The sequence below is a fragment of the Mycobacterium sp. Dal123C01 genome, from assembly GCF_052566995.1.
The window spans coordinates 3,872,074-3,895,590 of the sequence record NZ_CP199580.1 but is presented as its reverse complement, the minus strand read 5'-3'; the positions used below and the strand labels follow the sequence as shown (position 1 = coordinate 3,895,590).

Here is a 23,517-nt window from a genome sequence, read left to right as displayed (position 1 = left end):
CGCTGGGCTAATGTCCCGAGATGGCCGTCATTCGTTCCAAACCCCGCTCGTGGTTCTGGGCGCGCGACATTGAACCCGACCAGGTCGCGGGGCTGGCCATGCCCGGCATGCGGCCGCAGCGGCTGGTGAGTTATCGGCGCGGAGCCCAGGCCGATCGGCGATTCGCCGCGTTCTACTACGACGACGATGGCGCCACCGCACCGTCGCGTACCTGGCTGATCGACGCGGATGCCGCGACTGCCGGCGCGCATGGCCAACGGGCCGCCGCGGTCAGCGTCGATGTCATCCCGAACAGCGGTGAGGTTCGCTTCACGCTGATCCTCGATGCCCAACCGAATCCCGCCCGCGTACTGCGCACCGATCTCTGCGCAGACGGCGTCACCACGCTGCTTGACGGCGACCTCGCCGTCGTGGACTTCGCTACCTACTTGCGTGACGAAAAGCGTTATTTCGCTGTGATTGTCGAGCCCCGCATGGGCGACGGCAGCACGTTCTTCCCCGCGCTCAGCCGTGCGGAGGTGCGCAACACGCTGAGACCACACGGCGTTCTGCCCACTCGCGCGCGTGCCTACCACTCACCGGCCGGCTGGCGCCTCGCCGTCGCCGGGGAACGCTCCAGCGGCACTGCTTGGTCGGTACATGTCGACGTCGATGCCGACGACGTAGCGCGCCGGCTCGAGCAGCAGCACGGTTACCCGCTCGACCTGGACGCAGTCGGGCACGGTCTCAGTGTGAGGTTCGCAGTCATCGCGGCTGCTTGAGCGCGGCCTCTTCCAGGAAATCGGCAGCGCGCGTGACGCTTTCGGCAGCCTTGGTCATCGAGGCGGAAACCTCACGGGCCCGAGCCGCGCATTCCGGAGTGAGAATGCCGCTCAGGTCTGCGACCACTGAGTCAAGGGTGCTTTCCATAAAGGCCCGTCCAGAGCCAACTTTCAGCTGTGTGACCCCGGCTGCCCAGACCGGCTGATCAAGCCAGAACCACAGGATCAGCGTGGGGATTCCGGCTCGGATGCCTGCGGCCGTAGCGCCGGCGCCCCCATGATGGACGACGGCGCGGCAAACCGGCAAAACGGCGGCATGGTTCACTTCGGCCACTATCTTCACGTGGTCGGCGTCCGGAATGTCGGTGACACCATTGGGGCCGGTGCAAATCAATGCCCGCTCGCCCAGCCGCGCGCAGGCCGCGCTGATCACCGCGAGGGTCTCGACCGGCGATGCAAGCGGCGTACTGCCAAAACCGAAGTAGATCGGTGGTGTGCCGGCGGCGATCCAGGACAACACCTCGTCGTCGGCATCGCTTGGCAATCCGAGCGTCAGCGCGCCGACGAAGCGAGGCGAAGCATCCGAGTCCACCCATTCGGCCACGGATCCCGGCAAGCAGATCTCGTCGTAGGTCTGGATCTCTACCGTCGGTCGGGTCGAATCGCCGGCGGCCTCCGGCAGGCCGAGCGCCTGGCGTTGAGCGTCGTCGGTCTCCTTGGTGATTTGCGGACCAAATGCGCCAGACGCCAAAATCCGTGCCGGAAAGTAATGCAGCGTACCGAGCGGAATGTCGTAGTACTCCGCGACATTGGCGGCCAGGCCCAGCTCGTTAAAGGCCGCCACCAGCAGGTCGGCCCCGTCCGCCAGAGCTGTCAGCACCGCGCTCTTGTCCGCCTTGACCTGGTTGACATGCTGAGCGATCTCGGCCCACATCGTGACCGGGTTCTGGATCTTGCCGAGGAAAGCCGCTGCATAGTCCATCTGGTCGCGCGAGTCGGGGCCGTACGCGACCCCGGGAAGCCCCGCGGATTCGACGAAGGCCACCATGTTCGGCGCGACCGCCATCTGTACGTCGTGGCCACGTCGCATCAGCTCGCGGCCGACGGCGGCCAGGGGCTCTACGTCGCCGCGACTTCCGTAGCCGGCCAGCACACATTTCATCGGCGGAACCTCACTCGCAGTGCTGCTTGTCCGTGCAACAGATCTGGTCTGTCAGTGGCGATCCACGCGCGGCGGCGCCGTTAGCGGAGCCGGTCGGCCACGTAGCCCGCGGCTTGGTCCGTCATCCCGTCCTGAATATAGGAGACATGGGCCATGATGTTCCCACCCGACGAGCAGATGGGATCGTCGGGAGCGCACAAGCTGAGCGTCTTGCCGCTGTACACCGGGTTGATTGTCGGCAGCGGCTGGCCGCCCCACAGCGCGCTCGAGAATTGACTGGTCGGCTCCCCAAACAGGGCGACAGCGGCGACGTGGCCGGCCACCGGAGCCGGCATCGCCTGAGTGGCCAGATCGATCACTGTCGAGCCCTGGGAGTACCCGCCCAGCACGATCTTGGTGTTGGGGCAGTTGGCGACGGTGCCCTGGATGTGAGCGCTCGCGTCGTTGGACCCGGCCGGCGCGCTGTTGTGGTAGTCGTCGTTGGCCGGGTAGTTGACCGCGTACACGCCGACGGACTTCCCGCCAACCTTCGACGTAAGCGAGTCCACGAATGCTTGGCCGATATTGCCCAGGCCGGGATCCTGATGGGTACCGCGAGCGAACACCACTTCGACGTCGGTGCAGGGATCTGCCGACGCGGTGGGGGAGAATGGCGCGCTAACCAGCGCCCCCATCGTCACTGCCGCGACGCCAACGATACGAACCAGCCTGAGTGCACTCATTCCCAAATGCTGACATACCGACCAAAACGGCCGTACCGGCGGCTCGCTTTACCCGGATGCGAGCTAGCGAAGACGGCATCTATCAGAATCAGTACTTGCCAGCGGGAAGGAACTGCATATTCGCTCAGTTTGAGCGTAGGTAACCCGGCGACGCGGTAGAGATCCGTCCTGGGGGTTCGGAAAGGGCAACGAAACGTGACCGAGTCAACGAGCGGGGCGGAGGCCGCTGCGGTGTCCGCGGGCCGGTCGAGTCCGGTGCGGATAGGCGTTCAGCTCTGGCCGGGCGGGACACCGGACTACCGGACGTGGCGTCAAGCGGTGCTGGACGCCGAAGAGCTCGGGGCTGACGCCATCTTTGGCTACGACCACTTTCACAAGCCGTTCCTCGACATTGTCGACCGGGCTCCGCAGCTCCAGGATGAACAGCCCGAGGTCAACAACTTCGAAGCCTGGACCGCCCTTGCGTCATGGGGCGAGATCACCACTCGAGCCGAGATCGGACTGCTCGTCAGCGGCATGCCGTATCGCAACCCGGATCTGATTGCCGATATGGCGCGCACTGTTGATCACATCAGCGGCGGACGTTTGATTCTCGGCCTCGGAGCCGGCTGGTATCCGAAGGACTTCATCGTCTACGGATATGAATACGGCACCGTGAGATCGAGGATGGATCACTTCGACGAAGGCCTGGAACGCATCGATTATCGGCTCAATCATTTGACTCCCGGCCCGGTGCGTCAGGTTCCGATCCTCATCCTGGGAGGCGGAGAGCGGCGCACCATTCCCGCCGCGGCACGGCACGCCCACATCTGGCACAGCTTTGAACCAATTACCGAATTTCGGCGCAAGAACGACCTCCTCAAGCGGCTCGCTACGGATGCCGGACGCGACGAAGCCGGCATCGAACGCGCGACGGCGTGGACCGATGCCAAGACGGCTGACGCCTTCGTCGACGAGGGCGTCACCCTGTTCACCACCGAAATCCACCCCGACGCCAACGGGTATGACTTTTCCGAGCTCGAGACGATGCTCGCCTGGCGCGGTAGGTAGACCAGTCCGCCGTGCCGGCGAGTACCCGGCGCAGGTGAACATCGAATTTTCAGAAGAGAACCGATACGGCCCCGACGCTGCGGATACGGCGCGACAGTGGAAGTATCACCGGAGTGGCCGAGAAGAAACCGCAGACGATCTCTTATCCGGCGCCCGACTCACGTCCACGCCGCCACGACTACGCCCCGCTCGATCCCCATGTCATCGTGCTGTTCGGCGCGACGGGGGATCTGGCCAAACGCAAACTGATATCCGGTCTGGCCTATTTGGATCAGTCCGAGCTGGCTCCCGATATCCAGGTCGTCGCGACATCGCTGGAAGACCTGAGTGACGACGAGTTCCGGGAAGTCGCCAAGAATGCCATCGACTCGTACGGCACCCACAAATTCACCCCTGAGCAGTGGGCCGACTTCGCGAAAATCGTGACCTACGTCCCGCAGGGCGCCGGACCCGAGGCACTCGCCGCCGCGGTCGCCGAAGCCGAGAACAACCTGGGACCGAACGTGCGGCGACTGCATTACCTGTCGGTCCCGCCGAAGGCGGCGCGCGCCGTCATCACCACCCTTCGCGATGCGAATCTCGTCGAGCGGTCACGAGTGGTGATGGAAAAGCCGTTTGGCACCGACTTGGCCAGCGCGGTGGCCCTCAATGACTTCCTGCATGAAACATTCGACGAAGCCCAGATTTTCCGTATCGACCACTTCTTGGGCAAGGAGGCGGCCCAGAACATCCTGGCGTTCCGCTTCGCCAACGGTCTCTTCGAGCCGATCTGGAACCGAAACTTCATCGACCACATCCAGATCGACATTCCCGAAACCCTCGGCTTGGACCAGCGGGCCAACTTCTACGAAAGCACCGGTGCCTACAAGGACATGGTGGTGACCCACCTGTTGCAGGTGATGGCGTTCGTGGTGATGGAGCCACCGACGGCCCTCGAGCCGTATGCCATCAGCGAAGAGAAGAACAAGGTGTTCCGCTCGATGCTTCCGGTCAAGTGTTCGGACGTGGTGCGCGGCCAGTACAACGGCTACCGCGAAGAAGCCGGTGTGGCAAGAGATTCCGACACTGAGACGTTCATCGCTCTCAAGGTCGGCATCGACAACTGGCGTTGGGCCGGCGTGCCGATCTATCTGCGCACCGGCAAGAAGATGGCCGAAGGAATCCGGATCATCTCGATCGCCTTCAAAGAGGCTCCGCGCAGCATGTTCCCGCCCGGGTCGGGGGTAGGGACGCAGGGCCCGGACCACCTCACCTTCGACCTCGCTGACAATTCGAAGGTGTCGCTGTCCTTCTACGGCAAGCGGCCCGGTCCCGGGATGAAGCTCGACAAGTTGTCGATGCAATTCTCGTCACGGGAGATCGACACCGCGGACCAGACGCTGGAGGCCTACGAGCGGCTCATTCTCGATGCAATGCGCGGCGACCACACGCTGTTCACCACCGCCGAGGGCATCGAATCATTATGGGAGCGTTCGGCAGACCTGCTCGCCGACCCGCCGCCGGCCAAGGTGTACCCGGCCGGCACCTGGGGACCCAACGCCATCCACCAATTGATCGCCCCCAATGCGTGGCGGTTGCCGTTCGAACGAGGATGGCGCGAAAAGAGCAAGTAGTCGCGCCAAGCAAGATCAGAAAACCATCCAGGACAGCACCGAGGATTGCAGTCCCGACAGCAGGCAGATAAACGCCAGGAACACCACGCTCCACAAGATCGCCCGACGGAAAATGTCGCCCTCTTTTCCGTGCAGGTCGACCGCCGCCGCGGCGATGGCGAGGTTCTGCGGCGAGATCATCTTGCCAAGCACACCACCGGAGCTGTTGCCCGCGGCCATGAGCAACGGGGAGAGTCCCGCCTTGGCCGCAGCAGTCACCTGCAGGGCACCGAACAGGGAGTTCGACGATGTGTCGGAACCGGTGACCGCCACACCGATCCAGCCCAGAATGGGGGAGAGCAGCGCGAAAGCGCCCCCCGCCCCGGCCATCCACGTGCCGAGGGTGATGGTCTGTCCCGAGGCGTTCATCACGAAAGCCAGTGCCAGCACTGCCATTACGGTGAGAATCGCCCAGCGGAGCTGATACAGCGTCGCCCCGTAGGCCTTGACCGCTCCCGGCACCGACAGGCGCAGCACGACCATCGCGACGACGCCCGCCAGGAGCATCTGAGTGCCCGGCGTGTTCAGCAGGTTGAAGGTGAACATCGGAAGCGCCGACGGGCTGCCCTTGGCGGTGTACAGGTGCAGTCCCGGCCAATGGATGGTGTAGGTGGCGTTGTCCAGAAATTTCTTGACCACCGGGATCTGGCAGAGCACGAAGATCGCGATGATGATCCCGTAGGGCGCGTAAGCGCGGGCCACCTCGACACGTGAGTCGGGACGAGCGAGGTTCGCCGCGAATTCGGGAGACAGGGTGTCGGCGGCGCCGCCCGCAACTACCGCGGTGCGCGGTGCGTTTTGCGGCCGCCGGACGCGCAGCAGTAAGACCACAGCACCGGCGGACAGCAGCGAGGCGACCACGTCGGCCAGCGGCACTGATAGAAAGTTCGAGGTGGCGTATTGGCCGAGGCCGAAAACCCCGCCGGCCACCAGGGCCGCGGGCCAGGTCTCGCGGAGTCCGCGCCGGCCGTCGGCGATGAACACCAGCACCAGCGGTACGAAGAGGGCCATGATGGGGGTTTGCCGCCCGACCATCGCGCCGAGCGCGTCGCTCGACAATCCGGATACCTTGCCGAGCGTGATGATCGGTGTGGCCATCGCCCCGTAGGCGACCGGTGCGGTATTGGCGACCAGCGCCAGGACCGCGGCCTTGAGCGGTTTGAAACCCAGGGCGAGCAGCATCACCGAGGTAACCGCCACGGGTGCGCCGAATCCGGCTAAGGCTTCGAGCAGCGCGCCGAACGAGAACGCGATGATGATCGCTTGGATGCGGTGATCGTCGCTGACACTTGCGAAACTGCGCCGCAGCACATCGAAATGCCCTGTCTGCACTGTCATCTGGTAAACCCAGATCGCGTTGATCACGATCCAGAGAATCGGGAAGAATCCGAAGACAGCGCCCTCGCCGCCCGCCAGCAGCGTCTGGCCAATCGGCATGCCATACACGGCAACTGCGATGGCGACTGCCACGCCCAGCGATAGCAGGGAAGCCACCCAGGCCCGCAACCGCAAGACGCCAAGCATCACAAAGAGCATCGCCAGCGGCAAGGCCGCCACCAGCGAGCTCCAAGCCAGCGAGTGAGCCACGGGATCAAGGATCTGACGGTACATATAGGGCGCCCTTTGCATCTGGGGGCGAATGTGACTGGCGTCGCATTCGGTTGTCCGCCTTTGATTTACACGTACGGCGCGGTATCTCTGACCCGGATCTGGCGGCTGACAACCACGGATGTCCGCAAGAAGATTTAGAAAACGATTAAATCAATCAGTTTATTTAGGCGTAGAGTCACGTCCAGCTTCCCTACAGGCAGCTGGAGACCGGTGACTAGCAAAGGAAGAGAGCATGCCCCAAGGTGTTGCGGCAAAGAATGAAACCGAGCAGCTCGTGCTCGCCTTTATCGATGCCTTTTACGGGCAGCACATCGACATCGACGCGGCGATCGCGCTAATGGCGGATGACTTCGTTTGGCAACTCCATGTCCCGCTCTCACCGGTAGTCGTCGGACGCGACGCGGCGCGCGCCGAGCTGGAGAAGCACAACAGCCTCTCAACGGGAATGGTCGAGGGGAGCGAGATCCGCACAGTTGTGTCGGATGGTGACACCGTGGTGGTCGAGCGTGTTGACGTCAACACCATGAATGATGTCGCCGTCTCCTTCAATGTCACAGCAATCTTCGAGGTTCGCGACGGCGCGATCACTCACTGGCGCGAGTACTGGGACACCAGTCACGTTGCCCGGCAACTCGGTATAGAACCGGCCCACATGTTCGACGCGCTCGCCTAGTCGGCGCGCAAGTCGCGGGAACGCTTGTTGGCGTACATGTGCTCGTCCGCGAGGCGCATGACATCCTGCTCTCCGGAAGCAATCCCGGCGCTGAAGCCCACGGGATTGCCTGCCTCCGCCCAGCGATCGCGGAGCCGATCGAGGACTTGCTCGGCGTGGGCTCGATCGGCCTCGACCAGCATGAGCAGGAACTCGTCGCCGCCGATACGGAAGGCCATGTCCTCCTTCCGAACTGACCAGCGGATCGCATCGGCGAAGGCGACCAAGAGTGCGTCGCCGGCCTCGTGGCCGTGAGCGTCGTTGTAGCCCTTGAAATTATCGAGGTCGATCAGCACCACGGCCGACGCGTTGGCGTGTATCGAAAGCCGTGGTCCGAGTGTGCTTCGGTCGAGCAGTTGGGTGAGGGCATCGGTCTGTGCCATCTTGCGCAGCAGCGCACTCTGCTCCTCGAGCTGGGCGATGAGCCAGGCCGGGACCTCCGCGACGATAACCCACATGGCCGCTGCCAACACCACCGTGGTCAACGCGCCCGGGAGCACCTTACTGCCGCCCACCACGAATGCCGCAACGCCGAGTGGCACCATCGCCAGCGAGCGCCAGCGCCCACAAGCCAGGCCTACGTAAGCGAACGTGATCGTGATCGTGCCAGGAAAATCCCGAGTGGCGGACGGGTCGATGGCGCCCACGACAACAGTGACGATGAGCGATAGCACCGGCCATACGACGAGCAGGCCACGCCGTTCTTGCCAACCGCGGACTCGCCCGACGAGCGCGATGCCACCGGCCAGCAGTGCTGCCCCGCCGAGCACCCAGTACAGCCGAGGCTTGGCCCCGGCTTTGTCCATATGCGCGCCGGCCACGGCGTAGAGGGCGAGCAGGACAAGATTCGCCGTCAGACCAATCGCATGCAACCGCCTCTTTGACGGCTGGGGGTCGGCACGCCACGGCACGTGCTCAGAATAGGCGCGCGGGGGATGCGTTTCTCGCGATCAGCCGTTCGGGAACGCGTTGACGCCCATTACCAGCGCGGCGGTGCCGCCGTAGAGGTATCCCACCTCGACCGCTTCGGTGATCTCGGCCTCTGAGGCACCCGCGGCGCGCGCGTTATCGGCGAGCGACCTGACACCGTCAGGATGTGCGGCGATCGTGTCAGTGATCATCCCCATCAGCAGCTTGTATTTCGCTGGAATCGCGCCGTCTTTGAGGATCCGCTCGCGCATCCCTTGATACGAGCCGGCGAACTGCGGGTCGCGCTGTTCCACTGCCGCAAGCCAGGGCGGACTGTCTGACGGCGCAGCTGCCTGGGGAGACGGCGCGGGATCGGCGCAGCCAGTTGGCGACACGCGGGCTGGGGCGAGGTCGCCGCACCCATCTGCACGACTACGCGGCATTGCCTCAGCGGACAAACCCCCACCGATGATCAGCGCCGCGGCCGATAACGCTATGCACGCCTTGAATGTATTTGTCATGGGGAAACCGTACGCCCGCGCTATCACTGCGACAACCGAAACCCATTGTGGCACTTAGCATGCCATCGCCGCCCGAGGTTCAGGCAGCGGCGACCACGAACGACGTACCAACGGCGTTGGGCACGAAAGCGTCCGGCAGGGTTGTGGCGAACCGAATCTGAGCGCGCCATCCCGTGCAGTGCGCCGGGACAACGAGCCCGGGAGACAACTCGACGAGCGCATCGACGGTGGGTTCGACGATCTCCTCGAAGCCCGGACCGGTCAGGTGAAAGCCGCCGAGCATGCCATGCAACCGATCGACACCCGTGAGCCGCATCGCGTGCCGCGCGATGTTGATCGCCCCGCCGTGGCCGCACCCGGTCAGCACGACAAGACCGAGCCCGCGCACGTGAACGACGAGCGCCTGATCGTCGAGGATCTTCGGATCCGGCTCCCAGTGGCCGTCGCGCCACACCTCGTGGAATTTCATCCCCGTCTCGAAATCGGTCGTGCGGTCGATCTCGCCGGTGATCAGGACGCTCCCGTCAAGCAGGATTGAGGGCTGGCGACGCTCGATCACCTCGAAGCCTTCGCCCTCCAGCGAGGACCGGCTAAGCGTGGGAAGTTCCCACCCCGGCCGCCCCGGCAGTGCAACCCTGCGCCGACTCCATACGAGTGGGTGCACGGTCAACGGCAGCCCAGTGCGGCCTCGCAGGCGGGACAGCCCGGCAAAGCCACCGGCATGGTCGAAGTGGCCGTGGCTGAGGACCACGGCCTCGATGTCTGCGACATCGACACCCAGGCGCTCCATATTGGTCGCCATCCCCTCGGGTGAGATGCCGGTATCGAACAGCAGGGTGTGTGACCGATTGCCCCGCCGCACGGTGACCAGCGCCGAGAATCCGTGCTCGGCAAGCATTCCGGGAACGGTGGTACCGCCGTCGAAGTGGGCCGCTTCCACCGCCGGCGTGCGAGTCATGGGCATTCGCTGCGCAGGGCCCATGTCGGTCAGCAAGCCGTCGTAGCTGTTGTCCACCAGTGTCGTGATGACCAACTCGTCGACTGGCTCGAGCGTGATCGGGTCGACCGCGGCGCCCTCGAGGATGCGCGGCGCCGCCCCGCGAAGATCGTTTCCGTCACCACCGCCGCCACACATACACGACAGCCTAGGCACCAGGGGAGCTGTGCAGTCAACTGTTGACCTGTTTGGTCCCGCGGCTTCCCTGCGTCGATTCTCGCGCCGGGATTATTTCCGGGGCCCGAGATATTGCTGGTGACGCGCCTGCGGGGCCGGAGGAACCGCTGCCGCGAAGCGATACCGCGTCTAGGCTGTCGGGGAAGTGCGCACAAGAAGGCCCTGCCAAGCAGCGAGCGGGATTTCAACTGCTGAAAAGAGAGGGCTTCCGTATGCCTGGATGGAGACGCCGCGCCGCGGCCATCGGAACCAGCGCCACTGCGACGGCCCGTAGCGTCGGCGCAGAAATCGAAGTCGAAGTTACTGAGCCGACGACGCTGGATTTCCAGATCGCGGTCAGTCGTCAGCCCGGCATCAACGTCGACGAGTCACTGGTAATCAAACTGAACGGCAAGCCGCTTGAACCGCGCGAACTCGTTGGTCAGCATCAGACGCGGATTCATGTCGTGCAGGCCGACAGGGGAACAATTACGGCGTCGTACTCGGCGACGGTCGTCGGCCAAGCAGAGACCCCACCGGTGAGTGATATCGACCTGATCAACTACCTGCGCCCGAGCCGATACGCGGAATCCGACAAGTTCCTCGGGTTTGCCGCCACCGAATTCCAGCAGTACGCCACCTCAGTCGCCCTGCTCGAAAAGGTCTCGTCGTGGGTTGGAACGCGGCTGAACTACGTCCCGGGATCCAGCGATCCGATCGATGGCGCCACCGACACGTTGCTCGCCGGCGCGGGAGTGTGCCGCGACTATGCGCATCTCGTTATCGCACTGCTGCGCGCGCTCAATGTCCCGGCCCGCTTGGTGGCGGTGTACGCGCCGGGGTGCCAGCCAATGGATTTCCACGCGGTAGCCGAGGCGTTCGTCGACGGTGCATGGCGGGTCGTCGATGCCACGTGCCTCGCGCCGCGCCAGTCGATGGTGCGGATTGCCACCGGCCGCGATGCTGCCGACACCGCGTTCCTGGACAACCACCACGGCGCCATCACATTGCAATACATGACGGTCACGGCCGTGGCCGACGGTGAGTTACCCAAAGACTCGGTCGAAGACCTCGTCAGCCTGCGGTAGCACAGTCACCTTGCGGTCAGCTCCTCGAACTCAGCAGCTCCCGCAGGATCTCGTCGAAATGGGCGACGGCCATCAGGTGGCCCTCACCCGGCGCGATGTGCAGAATGGCGCCCGGGATCGCTGCCGCCTGGCGCTCGGCATGGGCCACGGGGACGTTCACATCGACGTCGCCCTGCCACACCTGCACCGGCACCGTAATGTCCTCGAGCCGGAAACCCCAGGCGCGAGCGAAGAGTCGGAAATCCTGCGCCGCCGCCCGGCCCGCGGTAGGGGATGCGTCGGCAAGCATGCTCAAGAATGAGCTCCGCACCTCGGGCCGCGAGAGTAGGCCGGCGTCGACGGCGGGCATGCTGTTCACCAGCAACGGCAAGACCCGCTCAGGGGCCCGGCGCCCAAAAAGAAAGATGAGCCCGAAGAGCACGTTGTTGGCCGCGGGCGCCTTCCGCGCGAGCCGGCCGAACAATCTGTTGGCCGGCATCATTCCTGCTTCCGAACCGGGCTCGGCAAGGGAACCGACACCGCTGACGAGCGCGGCGGCACTGACCCGGTCGGGCAGGAAGCGGGCGCAGGCCGCCGCATGAGGCCCACCGCCGGAGATGCCGAACACCGCGAAGCGTTCGATGCCCAGGTGGTCGGCCAGTTCGGCTACGTCGTTCGCCCATCCTTCGAACGTGCGCTGCCGTTGCCAGGTGCTGGCCCCGCATCCCGGCCGGTCCGGAGCGATCACTCGGACGCCTGCCGCGAGCGCGGCTGCCGGGTCGAGGAGGGTCTGGCGGTGGGAGCCGGGTGTGCCGTGGAACGCGAAAACCGGGTAGCCCGCCGGGTCGCCCAGCTCTGCCCAGGCCAGCTTGCGCCCGTCGGTTAGTTGCATGAGCCGTACGTCCACAACTACGACCCTATGCAGTCAGGGTGTATGTGGCTGCGCGACACAGCTTTACGGCATTCGTGACAACCTTGCTTTTCAGGAGTCAATATCAGCCTGTGGTCGCTAGTGCCTGAACTTCTAGGAGCCGCAACCTTTTACCTCATAGATGACGCGTCGTGGTGGAAATTCCGCCTTGGCAACCAAGATGAGCAGCAGTCACTGAGCCGTTTGCCGTCATCATTGGCGCTCCGCAGGGGGCTACCGCGGCAAGGACCTGAACCGCCAAGCAGTTGGGCAGATGTTCACCATCGGGGAAGGCACAGGATTGAACAAACAAGCTAAGCCGTTGGAAGTGGAGTTAACACGCGGGTCGATACTTCCGTCCGAGCTGAAACACATGCTAGAGATGGCTGCGCAGGACGCAAATTGCATACTCATGACGATGGGTTGGTCCGACAGTAGCCAGGCTTCAACGACCGACCTCAACGAGATCGAGCCGATTGAAGACGCCGAAGACGTCAAATCCGTGCTTGCAAAATTTCACTACAACGACGGTTCGACCTTGACCATTTGGCTGAGCCGTTACTACCGCCACATACTCGAGGCCGTCGGAAAGATATCGCTTCAGCGCCAATCTTCTATAGTTCAGTACTGGGCCAGCTTGCCCGACCGCAGCTCGCTAACCTATCGTGCGGCCAACTGGCTTCGTTCGCTGCCGATTGCACTGTTGGGCGGGGCATGTACGTTTTTTGCCGCCGGATTCTTCTTTCACGGGGGTCGACATTCCATGGCGCCCTGGGCACTTCGGATAGGGTTCCTGTTAATCGCGTTATGTTCGTATCTGTTTGTACGATCCACACGCGCCACCCACGGATTTTCCAAATTAGTCATCCTCGCCCGCCGCCCCCGCAGGGACACTTGGACCGCCGTGGCTGGAATTTCAGGGATCGCAGCACTCTTTCTTAGCCTAATTGCATATCTTTTCCCGCGGTAGTCGAATAGGGCATATCGCAACTCGCGCAACAGCATTCGCCGCATGAAGTACCAATTCACAGTCGCCCGGCCGGGTTCCGGCGCTGGGCTGACCGTGGGGTAGCCAACTCCGTTGAGGGGGAAGTCAACCGGGGCGCCCTGGGGCGGCTCAGCGCGGGATCTGGATTCCTTTCGACTTCGAAGTGGATCAGATGCCCTGCTGGGCCTGGCAGTACGAATGTGTGGCGTAGATCAGTGCCCGTTGATAGAGATCGTCGAGTTGCCGCGCAGCGATCACCGCGGTTCTGGCGTTGTCCAAGTTCATGCTGCAGCTGGAGGTGTTGAGCAAATCCCATTGCGCCGCAATTTCTTCGACAATGATCGCATCTAACCGATCGATGGTTGCACGCAACGCCGACAAGTCGGGTGCAGTGGTGGGTGCCGAGGCGGGGTTGAGTTTCCAATCGGCGAAACGTGTGTATTCGATGGCCTTGGTGGCATCCATTTGATTGTCGAAGATAACTCTCACGTATTCGGCGTCAACCTTCTTGGTGACCGCGGCCGACATCACGCCGTTGATCACCTCCTGTTCTCTTTGCGGATCGTCGATAACCCCGGCGGCGGTGTATTTCGCGGCGGCGACCGGGTCGGCGGTCTGCAGTCGCTGCGCGGCTGCGTCCACCAAAAGGAACAGTCGGCCGGTGCTATCGCCGTGCGATGGCTGTGCGGGGAATCTGCTTATACCTGCTGGCTTAGCGCGAATAATCATCTCCGGGGACCTATCAAGGTGGGTAGTCCGCGACATGCGCGTCGCCAACGAATTGTTGGACGATGTGCCTGATGGTGTGACGTCCGTCGCAATGACATTGACTTGGTTCATGATGTCCGCTCAGCTTGCGGGCAGCTATTGAGCAAGCTGAAACCGGATTGGTAGGTGCTTGAGACCTCCCGTGAACGTGGTGGCTGTGAGTTCTGGTTTACCAGCCAGCTCAATGGATTTCAAGCGAGGCAGCAGCTCGTTAAAGAAGCTTGTGATCTCCATTCGGGCCAGCGCGGCACCCATACAGAAGTGCACGCCGTAGCCGAAAGACAAGTGTTTGTTAGGGTCTCGGCCGACGTCGAACCGAAACGGATCCACGAAGACATCCTCGTCGCGGTTGGCGGATACATAGGACATCAGAACTGATTCGCCCGCAGCGATAGGGATTCCGCGCACAGTGGTGTCTCGGGCTGCTGTACGCATGAACTCCTTGGCCGGCGTGACCCACCGGATCATCTCTTCGGTCGCGAGCGGCATCAACCCCGGGTTGTCACACAACCGCTGCAGTTGGCCGGGGCGTTCGATCAGTGCACGCAGACCACCGGAGATCGTTGCGCTAGTCGTGTCGTGACCGGCGGTAGCGATGACGAGATAGTAAGAAGCGGTTTCGAGATCCGACAGCGGCTGGCCGTCGGCGCGGGCATTGGCGATTTCCGATGCGAGATCCTCGGTCGGGTGTTGGCGGCGCGACTTGGCGAGTGCATCGAAGTAGTCGAAGAAGTCGAGCAGTACTTGGCGTCCGTCTTCGGCTGTGTTGCCGCGCTGGAACTCTGGGTCGTTTTGACCGATGAATTCTTGGCTGAATCTGAGCATGCGAGGAAAGTCCGATTCGGGCAACCCCAGCAGTGAGAGGATCACGTGTAGGGGGTAGTTGACCGCGACTTCCTGGACGAAGTCGCATTGGTTGCCCGCGGCCATCATCTTGTCGACATAGATTTTGGCTAATTCGTCGATGCGAACCTTGAGTTGCCGCATCGCTCTGGGACGAAACCAGTTTGCGCCGATCGCACGCTTCCCTCGGTGTTCCTCGCCGTCCATACGAAGGAGGGTCCGTGTTACCTGCAGCTTGTCCGCTTCGGCGGTGACCAAGAACGGGCGCGGCCGATTTGTGAACAGCATGTCGTCGCGTTCGATCTCGACGACATCGGCGTGCTTGGTGACGGCCCAGAATGGGCGGTAATTCGGCACCTCGACCCACGAGACCGGCGCGTGTGTCCGAAGATGAGCCAGGGCCGCATGCAATTTCATCTCGTCGGTGTAGGCCATCGGATCAGCCAAAACCTTGGCGGCTTCGTCGATGGTCTGCGCACGCATGAGTCTCCTTGATTCCGTTGGCATTCCGTCTTCTATGAGCCGTGATCGAAGTATGTGTCTCGTGCCAAGGATGGCGAACCGATCTGCCCCAGGGTAGTCGTCGCACGGCACTGCGGCATGCCGAGTGCTATCGATATTACGAATATCATCGCGTCAAATTCCGCATACGTCTTAGGCCGGAACAGGTTTCGCGAAGTCGAGGTCTCGCGTCCCCGCGCGAGGGCATGAAATTTGCTGGACTGCACAGGCAATCGGTGGCGTCGACTAGCAGAGTTGGTATCGTCGCCCGATAGCGGGGTGCAGATAGACGAAACTGGTTCGTACGTCGGATATTTCAGTGCACCGATGGGTCAATCGCCATCACGACAAATACATCTAGATGGCCGGCGTCATGCCCGCCGATGCGTTCGACGTATATGCGACTGAGCGACAATGCTTTACGGCGTACGGGCGTCTCTGCTTAGCCTGAGGCGCTGAGGATCTTGATCGCGAAGATGAGCGAGTCGCCCGGCCGGATTCCGGCGCTGGGCTGACCGTTGGGGTAGCCATCCGCGGAGGTCATGGCGACGGCGACGGTGGATCCGACGTTTTGCCCCGCGATGGCCTTCTGGAAGCCCGGCACAACTCCGTTGAGCGGGAAGTCGACCGGCGCACCCCGTTCGTAGCTGCTGTCGAACACGGACCCATCACGTCCATTGACCCCCATGTAGCAGACGGAAACCTTGGCGGTGGGTGAGACCACCGGTCCATCTCCGGCGTGCAGCGTATGCACTTGGGTCTGGGTCACGCTGAACGGGGCCGTCACAGTCACGCGCGGAGCTGTCGTATCCGTGGATCCGGTGACCGCGACGCTGCCGGTGGTGCCGGCCAGCGTCCATTCCGGCGTCCCGCCGCTCTGCGGTGCTGCGGTTGGACAGGAGCCGGCCGCGTTGGCCTTGCCCGATCCATCGAGCGTCAGAACGAGTGCCGCGACACAGGCCGCGAGTGCGATGGGGGAATACAGCAGGGACGACTTCACGGGCGTCACGCTACAGCCACGTCGCTTTTCGGGCGTCGCGGGCCCGCTACTTGGACAATCACTGCCCTGCCGGCAGTCCTCGAAGGCGGTCATGAGTCATGACCAACCGAGACGGGGAGCTCGGGACCCGCACGGCGAAAGATGCCGGGACGGCGTTCGGTTTGGCTTCACCTGAGAAAGCGAGGATCTCATTGAACCCGTCCAGCATGCACTCGGCGAACAATGTTTGGTGCTGCACGGCAGCCCGGTCATAGCGGGCGGTAATGGTGCAGGTCCCGCCCCTGGACAGCAGCATCACTTCCATCGCGGTGCCGTTCAACGGACCAAGGGCGTACTGCCGCAGTACCTTTGCGCCACAAAGGTAGGTGTCCTGCGGGTACGCCGCCACATTGGTGGCTAGCACGTCGGAGGCGGCGGCTGACCGGAGCATCATCTGCACCAACACCGGTGTGGGCAGCATGGTCAATAACGGCGCGACCGCGCCGATTACGCCTTTGGCGGGCTCCTCGCGGCGTTGGGTCATCTGTGCGCGGATTTTTTGTATTCGCTCCACCGGGTCGGCTGTTCCCACCGGAGCCGCCAGGCTGACGGTGGCGAACTTGTTGCCCCCGGCGGGGTCGGCTTCGGTGCGCAGGTTCACCGGCACCACCATGGGCAGTTCGGTGATCGGCGCGCCGAGCGCCGTGTGGTAACGCCCCAACACGGCGCACAGGCCAGCGAGGTAGACGTCGTTGATCGACCCGCCATAAGCTTTGGCCGCCTCGTGCAGGTCGCAGAGCTTTATGTCGAGGGCTTCGCTGCGGGTGGCAACGCCCCGCCTGCGCAGCAAGGGCGAAGGCTCGGTGGCAGGCTGGAGCATTCGCGCACTCGAGCGGGCATAGCCGAGGACCCTCGTCACGGTCGAAGAAGGATCACGAACGACCCGGCCGAACGTCGACACAACGCCCCGGACGCCGGTGGCCAGCGCACCCGGCAATTGGTTGATTCCTTCCCACATCAATTCGTTGGCAGACAGATCTTGTGGGATCGGTTGCGGGGGTGGTGGTTCCGCAACCGGATGCCGCTCCGAGTCGTAGATGGGCGTGAACATCTTCATGCTGCCCACACCGTCGGCGATAGCATGGCTGAGGTGTAACAGCGCTGCGGCCCTACCGTCGGCCAGACCCTCAACGAGGGTGGCGGTCCACAACGGCCGAGCAAGTTCCAATCTCGTCTGCAGCATCACCTCGGCCAGGTCGAACACCTCGCGCAAGGTGCCGGGTTCCGGGGCGCGTACTCGTCGCACGTGGAAGTCGATGTTGAAGTCGGGATCGATCACCCAGCGCGGTGCGGCCGTCGGCAGGAACGGCTCGACCACCTTCTGCCGCAGCCGCAGCACCCGGCGGGACACATCTTCGGCGCGAGTCCGGAATCGTTCCCAATCCGGCGTGGTGTCAAGGATTTCCACCGATATGAACCCCGAACGGAACCGCGGGTTGGCGTCACCCCGAAGCATCAGGTGATCGACTGCCGCCAATTCCGCGCGCAAGCCGCCCGGGCTCTGCGAAGTTAGGCGGACTGAATTCGGCGCCACGGTCGTACCTCCTCAAGTTCGTAAGCCAGTTCCAGCAACCGAGCCTCCTGCCCAATGTCGGCGGCCAGCATCATTCCCACCGGCATACCGTTTTCAGATTCGGCCAGGGGCAGCGAGATCGCCGGCTCCCCCGTGACATTGCATTGCGGCGTGAATGCCACCCACTCGGTGAGTCGGTCGATGATCTGCTGGCAGTCCGCGGTCGGGTCGAGGTGCCCAATCCGGGGGGTCTCCTGGCTCAGTGTCGGTGTCAGCACGGCGTCGTAGCTACGGAAGAGCTCAGCGGTAACTCGCCGCATACGGGCCAACCGATCGACCACCACCGGCATCCGGTAAAGCTTGCGTCCACCGCGCCGAGCCAGACCCAGCGTCAAGTTGTCGAGCTTGCCGCAGTCGACGGCAGGGCCGCCCATGTAACGACTTCCCCGTACCTGAGCCATCACGAAATACGCACAGTAAGACCAGAACGACAGGAAATCATCGGCAAAGGACGACGGCAACATTGGCGCATCGAGTCGTTCGACGCGATGCCCGAGTTCCTCGAGCAGGGCCGCGGCCTTCAGCGTCCCCTCGCAAACCCCAGAACTACAGGTGCCCACAACCGGTTCCGTGCACACGGCAATTCGGAGTCGGGCCGTACCTGGAGCGCTGACATCACCGATGGCCGGCAACTTCTGGTTGTGATGGAGTCGCTCGGCCTCACGATAGAACGCCGCGGTGTCGCGGACCGACCGGGTCAATATCCCGTTTTCGATCAAACCGATCGGCAACCGGCGCATGTGCTTGTCCAGCGGTAATCGACCCCGCGATGGCTTCAGACCGACCAATCCGTTGCACGCGGCCGGGATTCGTATCGACCCACCGGCGTCGTTGCCGTGCGCGATCGGCACCACTCCGGCCGCGACGAACGCCGCAGCACCCGACGATGAACCACCCGCCGTGTAGTCCGGATTCCAGGGATTGCGGACCGGGCCCAGCCGCGGATGCTCGGCTGTGGGTTGAACCCGAACTCCGACATGCGCGTCAACCCGAGCGGCACCATTCCCGTCGCCATGAACGCACGGACGAATTCGCCGTCTGCCGCAGCAGGTTGGGGTTTCCACGCGTCGGTGCCCGCCATGGACGGCATCCCCGCCACGGCTTCGCAGTCCTTGATGAAAGTGGGCACCCCGCCGAAGAAGCCCCCGCAGCCGCGGGCCGCATTGGCGCTTGCCCGCGCGCGGTCGAAGGCCTCATACGCCAGGCCGTTGAGTGCCGGATTCACCGCTTCAGTACGCGCGATGGCGGCGTCCACAACCTCGGGTACTGAGACGCGACGGGCCTGGATTGCGGCAACGAGACCGACCGCGTCGAGGTCGCCGAGGGCATCGTCGCGGAAAGCATGCACAGTATTCAATTGACGACTTCCAATCGATGTCGAAAGAAACGTGGACCATCTCCAATTTCAAAACGACCGTGTGGTCACTATTACTCGCCCCGTTGCAAATCGCTGATGTGAGATCAGCCTCAGCACAGGGAATTACAGCTAGACCGGCGGTTCGCCAGCTGGCTACCGGTGTTGTCAATCGTCCGTAGGGGAGCAACGCCAGGTCATGTCGTGACGGGCAACCGAGGCGCTCGGGCCCAGGCCCCTATGCCCGGCCTTTGAGGATGAGGTTCCAGTACATCGCGGGTAGGCCGTGACGCTTGAGGTACCACATGTCGCGTCGTTCGTGGGTGGTGTCGATGAACGGTATCGACGGCGCGGGTTTCATGGTGTAGTCGAATTCGGCGAGCAGCACCTTATTGCGGGCTGTGGTCAGTGGGCAGGAGGCGTAGCCGCCGTAGCTGGCCGGTAGTGGTTTTCCCGCGAGGCTGGCCTGCAGGTTCGCTGCGACCACGGGGGCTTGCTTGCGGATGGCGGCGCCGGTCTTGGAGTTGGGGGAGGAGCCGGCGTCGCCGATGGCGAAGATGTTGTCGAATCGAGTGTGGCGCATGGTGTTCTTGTCGATCTGGACGTAGCCACCGGGGCTGTCGGGGTCGGCGATCGGGCTGGTCTTGATCCAGTCCGGTGCGGACTGGCGCGGCACCACATGCAGCAGGTCGTAGCCGACTTCCTGGGTGGTGTTCGGGGAGTTGTCGGAGATGGTCACCGTGCGTGAGTCGGGGTTGACAGTGGTGACCTCGCTGTTCTTGCGGACCTCGATGCCGTAGTGGGCGACGACACGTTCGAGTTCGTCGGCGAACGGCTTCACTGCGAACATTCCTGGAGTGGGCAGGACCAGGATGACGCGGATGGCGTCGAGGACACCTTGCTGGCGCCAGTAGTTGGCGGCCAGGTAGGCGATTTTCTGCGGTGCCCCAGCACACTTGATCGGGCCCGCGGGCATCGTGAAGATCGCCGTGCCCGACCGCATCTTCTTGATCAGTTCCCACGTCTTGGGTGCGAGGTCGTAGCGGTAATTGCTCGACGCCGCAGGTGTGTCAAGGGATTCGGCCATCCCGGGGATCGCCGACCAGTCGAGTTGAATGCCGGGACAAACCACCAAGTGGTCGTAATGCACATGGGTGCCGGATTCGGTCGTGACAGTTTGGGCGTCGGGGTCGATCTGCTCGGCGCGGTCCTTGATCCAGGCGACTCCTTGCGGCATGACCGATGCCTCGGTCCGCTTGCTCTCCGTGGCGGGTGCGCATCCACCGCCGACGAGTGTCCAGAGAGGTTGGTAGTAGTGGGTCTGGCTGGGCTCGATGATCGCGACGTCGGTCAGGCCGGCCCGCCGCAGCCGCGCGGCCACTGAGATGCCGCCGTTGCCGCCGCCGATCACGGCGACCTGGTGGCTGATGGTATTGGTCATTGAACAGACCTCCTCAGGCCGAAAACTGTTGTGGGGACGATTACGACTGACTGGTTAGGCCCGCCTTGACAGCGTTGTCGAAGGAATCGTCGATGAACACGACGTCACGTCCGGCGCGGTCGAGCAGGCTGGCGGCGATCGAGGCGCGATAGCCGCTGGCGCAGTGCACCCACAGCTGCCCGGGGGGCAGCGTGTCGAGCTTGTTGAGTAGCTGATGCATGGGAATGTGTGCTGCGCCGGGGATGAAGTTTGCGGCGTACTCGTCGTCGCGGCGAACGTCGAGCAGCACGGCATCGTCGTCGGTGGCGGCGTCGGCGGCCACGAGGATGTCCGGTAGCTCGGCGAAACTGTGCCGTGGGTAGGACGACGTGGGTGCGCCTGCGCTCAGCTCCTGGCTGGATCCGGTGGCGCTGCCCTGGAGTTCGTCGACGCCGATCCGGATCAGCATCCGTTGGGCGTCGGCGACCTGCTCGTCGGACTCGCCGATCAACGTCAGTGGAGTCCCCCAGGGCATCAGCCACCCGACGTAGGTCGAGAATTGTTGTCCGAGAGCAATTCCCACGCTGCCGTGGACGTGAGAGGAGGCGTAGGCGGTGCGGTCGCGCAGGTCAACGATCCACTCGCCAGCGTCGATGCGACGGCGGAGTTGCTCGGCCTGCAGCCGTTTCGGGGGGGACAAGTCTGGCGCGGCGGGCCCACCGCGGTTGAGGCCGCCCATGTGGGCGTAGTACGCCGGGTAAGCGGTCAGGTTCGAGATCAGGTTTTCGACGAAAGCGTCCTCGTCCTGGGTGATCAGCGCATCATTGCGGCGCTTCTCCTCAGCAATGGTGCCGCCGTCACCGCCCGTGGCCGACCCCGCGGAGCAGAAGCTGCCGAACCCGTGGGTGGGGTAGACGGGGGTTGTGTCGGGAAGTTCTGCAGCAAGACGCCGTGCCGAATGATATTGCGCGCGTGCGAGTTCTTCGGTGCGGTCGACGTCGACGAGGTCGGTCCGCCCGACGCTGCCGTACAGCAATGAGCCGCCGGTGAAGACCGCAGGAGTCTGATCTGCCTCGGAGATCACGTAGGACAGATGTGTGTCTGTGTGGCCCGTGGTGGCGACTACCCGGATGGTCATGGCACCGGCGGTCAGTTCGTCGCCGTCGCTGACCGCGAGGCGGGCGAAAGACACGTCATCCGCCGCGTTCAGCACGTAGGGGCACCCGTTGCGCATCGACAGCTCGTACCCGCCGGTCACGTAGTCGTTGTGGATGTGGGTCTCGACGACCATCGCGCAGCGCACCCCAAGGTCGGCAAGAAGCTTCTCGACCCGGTCGATATCGCGTTGTGGGTCGACGACCACTGCGGAGGTCCCGTCGTGGACCAGGTAGCTGCGGTCCCCGAGATCCTCGGTGGAGATCACTTCAACGTGCACAGCAACCCCCTGCGTAGAGCTGCCAGGTAACTGCGTGAATACGAAGTTCCATCTAGACACCACAACACGCGAACCGCTCGGATCGTTCATTCACGCAGGAACTGTGCGCATCGCGTCTGGTTTTGTGCGTCCGTAAGCACACGATCACGGGGCCATATCGCGCACACTGATCGTCTGTGGACGCGATATCTGTTCAGGACCGGCTCTTTCCGGCCATGACCTGCTTCGGTTGTGGACCGGCCAACCCTCTCGGGCTGCATCTCAAGAGCTACCTCGGAAACGGGTACGTCACCGCGACCTTTGTGCCGTGGCCCCAGCACGACAACGGATTAGGTTTTCTTAATGGCGGCATCATCGCCACCCTGCTTGACTGCCACACTGCCGCTGGCGTCCTGAATGAGGCCTCAGTGCAGGGATGGGATGCCCCGCCGGGCGCCTTGCTCCCCTTCGTGACAGCCGGCATAGACGTTCGGTATCTGCGCCCCAGCCCCCTAGACAGTGCGGTCGAGCTGCACGCCTTCGTCACCAAATCCACCGAAGCCGAAATTGTTTGCGATGCCGAGCTGCGTTACAACGACAAGACCCGCGCCACAGGCCATGCGGTCTGGAAACGCTGGCGATCTCATTGATTCTTATGCGTCCATTTGCGCCTCCAAGCACACCGGCACCCTAAACGCGACTTTGACCCGGTAATGAACGGCACAACCGCCATGAACGTGGAAGTGGATGTGGCTTTATGGATTCTCAGCATTGCGATGGGCCTGGCCTTCGCAGTCTCCGGCGCCATGAAGTTGGTCGTCTCCAAAAAACGACTGGCACTACGGGGCGAGAGTTGGGTCGACGACTTCAGCTCGGGCACAGTGATATTCGTGGGCTTAACGGAGATCACGGGCGGTCTGGCAATCATCCTGCCCGTGGTGCTGGATATTCCGTCCCGGTTGGCGATAACGGTTGGGACAGCAGGCTTGATTCTTGTAACGCTAGGCGCGGCAGTGGTACATGCGCGTCGGCGTGAACCGGGAATGATTGTATTGAACTTGGCGCTGCTGACTTTGACGGCTGCAGCGATCTGGGGCCGACCTCGGTACTAGTACGAAGGCGATGTGCCTGCCCACCGCTAACCGAGAAGTGCGCCTCCCTACGCGACGAGATGCGTTGAGGTGCAACATGCGGCAGCGGACTTAACCCGTAAGGGTGGTATTCGTTTTCGCGGTACTGGATACATCTGCAGCGGCACGACGTCGCGCTGAACTGCCAGATGGGCGGCCACACAGCGCGTCATCTGTTGTGCGCTTCGGTTCACTGCGCGGCGCGGGTGAGCACAATGCGCAAAACCCTGAAATCGTCGCTTACATCGACTATCGAC

General features: G+C 63.2%; 21 protein-coding genes and 1 pseudogene. 8 read left to right on the top strand and 14 right to left on the bottom strand.

The window, feature by feature from the left end; all coding sequences use genetic code 11:
• The first annotated feature begins 20 nt into the window (after positions 1 to 20).
• Positions 21 to 761: a hypothetical protein gene (locus ACTXG5_RS18325; RefSeq protein ID WP_445160140.1), complete on the top strand. Its 741-nt coding sequence runs from the start codon at positions 21 to 23 to the stop codon at positions 759 to 761.
• Here the strand turns inward: ACTXG5_RS18325 and ACTXG5_RS18320 are convergent.
• Positions 745 to 1,923, bottom strand: a complete 1,179-nt coding sequence (locus ACTXG5_RS18320; protein ID WP_445160139.1) for a glycosyltransferase — start codon at positions 1,921 to 1,923, stop codon at positions 745 to 747. The two genes, ACTXG5_RS18325 and ACTXG5_RS18320, sit on opposite strands and share 17 nt — an antisense overlap.
• Before the next feature lie 80 nt (positions 1,924 to 2,003).
• A complete protein-coding gene (locus tag ACTXG5_RS18315) occupies positions 2,004 to 2,645 on the bottom strand; it encodes a cutinase family protein (RefSeq protein WP_445160138.1) in 642 nt (213 codons plus the stop codon).
• Positions 2,646 to 2,840: 195 nt separating this feature from the next.
• Between ACTXG5_RS18315 and ACTXG5_RS18310 the strand changes: the two genes are divergently transcribed.
• Positions 2,841 to 3,695 carry an LLM class F420-dependent oxidoreductase gene (locus ACTXG5_RS18310; RefSeq protein ID WP_445160137.1) on the top strand — a complete coding sequence of 285 codons (855 nt, stop codon included), beginning with the start codon at positions 2,841 to 2,843 and terminating at the stop codon, positions 3,693 to 3,695.
• Between the two features lie 113 nt (positions 3,696 to 3,808).
• Complete coding sequence (gene zwf, locus ACTXG5_RS18305; protein ID WP_445160136.1) at positions 3,809 to 5,308, top strand: glucose-6-phosphate dehydrogenase; 1,500 nt, start codon at positions 3,809 to 3,811, stop codon at positions 5,306 to 5,308.
• Positions 5,309 to 5,323: 15 nt separating this feature from the next.
• Here zwf and ACTXG5_RS18300 read toward each other — a convergent pair whose 3' ends face one another.
• Entirely contained in the window at positions 5,324 to 6,958 is a 1,635-nt protein-coding gene (locus ACTXG5_RS18300) for an L-lactate permease (RefSeq protein WP_445160135.1), read from the bottom strand.
• 232 nt (positions 6,959 to 7,190) lie between these two features.
• On the opposite strand from ACTXG5_RS18300, the gene ACTXG5_RS18295 reads away from it, so the two are divergent.
• Complete coding sequence (locus ACTXG5_RS18295) at positions 7,191 to 7,631, top strand: limonene-1,2-epoxide hydrolase family protein (RefSeq protein ID WP_445160134.1); 441 nt, start codon at positions 7,191 to 7,193, stop codon at positions 7,629 to 7,631.
• Here the strand turns inward: ACTXG5_RS18295 and ACTXG5_RS18290 are convergent.
• From ACTXG5_RS18290 to ACTXG5_RS18280, 3 genes are all read right to left on the bottom strand, one after another.
• Complete coding sequence (locus ACTXG5_RS18290; protein ID WP_445160133.1) at positions 7,628 to 8,581, bottom strand: GGDEF domain-containing protein; 954 nt, start codon at positions 8,579 to 8,581, stop codon at positions 7,628 to 7,630. The genes ACTXG5_RS18295 and ACTXG5_RS18290 overlap by 4 nt on opposite strands.
• Before the next feature lie 39 nt (positions 8,582 to 8,620).
• Positions 8,621 to 8,893 carry a carboxymuconolactone decarboxylase family protein gene (locus ACTXG5_RS18285; RefSeq protein WP_445160132.1) on the bottom strand — a complete coding sequence of 91 codons (273 nt, stop codon included), beginning with the start codon at positions 8,891 to 8,893 and terminating at the stop codon, positions 8,621 to 8,623.
• Between the two features lie 286 nt (positions 8,894 to 9,179).
• Positions 9,180 to 10,235, bottom strand: a complete 1,056-nt coding sequence (locus tag ACTXG5_RS18280) for an MBL fold metallo-hydrolase (RefSeq protein ID WP_445160131.1) — start codon at positions 10,233 to 10,235, stop codon at positions 9,180 to 9,182.
• Between the two features lie 251 nt (positions 10,236 to 10,486).
• Between ACTXG5_RS18280 and ACTXG5_RS18275 the strand changes: the two genes are divergently transcribed.
• Entirely contained in the window at positions 10,487 to 11,341 is an 855-nt protein-coding gene (locus ACTXG5_RS18275) for a transglutaminase-like domain-containing protein (RefSeq protein WP_445160130.1), read from the top strand.
• Between the two features lie 16 nt (positions 11,342 to 11,357).
• Here the strand turns inward: ACTXG5_RS18275 and ACTXG5_RS18270 are convergent, their stop codons facing one another.
• The gene (locus ACTXG5_RS18270; protein ID WP_445160129.1) at positions 11,358 to 12,227 is read right to left on the bottom strand and encodes an alpha/beta fold hydrolase; all 870 of its coding nucleotides are present in this window, start codon (positions 12,225 to 12,227) and stop codon (positions 11,358 to 11,360) included.
• Positions 12,228 to 12,504: 277 nt separating this feature from the next.
• Between ACTXG5_RS18270 and ACTXG5_RS18265 the strand changes: the two genes are divergently transcribed.
• Positions 12,505 to 13,200, top strand: coding sequence for a hypothetical protein (locus ACTXG5_RS18265; RefSeq protein ID WP_445160128.1), 696 nt, complete (start codon positions 12,505 to 12,507; stop codon positions 13,198 to 13,200).
• Between the two features lie 186 nt (positions 13,201 to 13,386).
• Here the strand turns inward: ACTXG5_RS18265 and ACTXG5_RS18260 are convergent, their stop codons facing one another.
• The 7 genes and pseudogenes from ACTXG5_RS18260 to ACTXG5_RS18230 form a co-directional block, all read right to left on the bottom strand.
• Complete coding sequence (locus tag ACTXG5_RS18260; protein ID WP_445160127.1) at positions 13,387 to 13,947, bottom strand: chorismate mutase; 561 nt, start codon at positions 13,945 to 13,947, stop codon at positions 13,387 to 13,389.
• A gap of 135 nt (positions 13,948 to 14,082) precedes the next feature.
• The gene (locus tag ACTXG5_RS18255; RefSeq protein WP_445164486.1) at positions 14,083 to 15,312 is read right to left on the bottom strand and encodes a cytochrome P450; all 1,230 of its coding nucleotides are present in this window, start codon (positions 15,310 to 15,312) and stop codon (positions 14,083 to 14,085) included.
• A 460-nt stretch (positions 15,313 to 15,772) separates the two neighbouring features.
• A complete protein-coding gene (locus ACTXG5_RS18250) occupies positions 15,773 to 16,339 on the bottom strand; it encodes an FKBP-type peptidyl-prolyl cis-trans isomerase (RefSeq protein ID WP_445160126.1) in 567 nt (188 codons plus the stop codon).
• Positions 16,340 to 16,388: 49 nt separating this feature from the next.
• Positions 16,389 to 17,903: a wax ester/triacylglycerol synthase family O-acyltransferase gene (locus ACTXG5_RS18245; protein ID WP_445160125.1), complete on the bottom strand. Its 1,515-nt coding sequence runs from the start codon at positions 17,901 to 17,903 to the stop codon at positions 16,389 to 16,391.
• Positions 17,879 to 19,299, bottom strand: a pseudogene (locus tag ACTXG5_RS18240) (amidase). The gene ACTXG5_RS18245 and the pseudogene ACTXG5_RS18240 overlap by 25 nt, the downstream one beginning before the upstream one ends.
• A 235-nt stretch (positions 19,300 to 19,534) precedes the next feature.
• Positions 19,535 to 20,737 carry an FAD-dependent oxidoreductase gene (locus tag ACTXG5_RS18235; RefSeq protein ID WP_445160124.1) on the bottom strand — a complete coding sequence of 401 codons (1,203 nt, stop codon included), beginning with the start codon at positions 20,735 to 20,737 and terminating at the stop codon, positions 19,535 to 19,537.
• A 40-nt stretch (positions 20,738 to 20,777) separates the two neighbouring features.
• On the bottom strand, positions 20,778 to 22,151 hold the full coding sequence (locus ACTXG5_RS18230; RefSeq protein WP_445160123.1) for an MBL fold metallo-hydrolase: 1,374 nt from the start codon (positions 22,149 to 22,151) through the stop codon (positions 20,778 to 20,780).
• Positions 22,152 to 22,327: 176 nt separating this feature from the next.
• On the opposite strand from ACTXG5_RS18230, the gene ACTXG5_RS18225 reads away from it, so the two are divergent.
• Together ACTXG5_RS18225 and ACTXG5_RS18220 are read left to right on the top strand one after the other, a co-directional pair.
• Entirely contained in the window at positions 22,328 to 22,780 is a 453-nt protein-coding gene (locus ACTXG5_RS18225; RefSeq protein WP_445160122.1) for a PaaI family thioesterase, read from the top strand.
• A 63-nt stretch (positions 22,781 to 22,843) separates the two neighbouring features.
• Complete coding sequence (locus ACTXG5_RS18220) at positions 22,844 to 23,242, top strand: DoxX family protein (protein WP_445160121.1); 399 nt, start codon at positions 22,844 to 22,846, stop codon at positions 23,240 to 23,242.
• The last annotated feature ends 275 nt before the right edge of the window (positions 23,243 to 23,517 follow it).